Here is a 376-nt window from a genome sequence, read left to right as displayed (position 1 = left end):
CCGAATCCGGAAATATTGATGTTGATGACCTGAGAGAAAAAGCTTTGAAGCACAAGGACAATCTTGCAGCTTTAATGGTGACCTACCCTTCTACTCATGGTGTTTTTGAATCAGCAATTATTGAGGTCATCAATATCATTCACGAAAACGGCGGACAGGTGTACATGGATGGTGCAAACATGAACGCTCAGGTAGGTCTTACAAGTCCCGGAGCTATTGGTGCCGACGTGTGTCACCTCAACCTGCACAAGACATTTGCCATCCCTCACGGTGGTGGTGGTCCGGGAGTAGGACCAATTTGTGTGGCAGAGCAGCTTGTACCATTTTTACCGGGCAACCCGGTGATCAAAACCGGAGGTGATAATGCAATTACTGC

The 376-nt window shown here is 47.6% G+C and carries 1 pseudogene; it reads left to right on the top strand.

The annotated features are described in order from the left end of the window. Nucleotides 1-376, top strand: a pseudogene (locus tag HC176_RS17460) (aminomethyl-transferring glycine dehydrogenase); the annotation flags it as partial.

The organism is Tamlana crocina (assembly GCF_012037625.1).
This window is presented reverse-complemented; position numbering and strand designations above follow the sequence as displayed.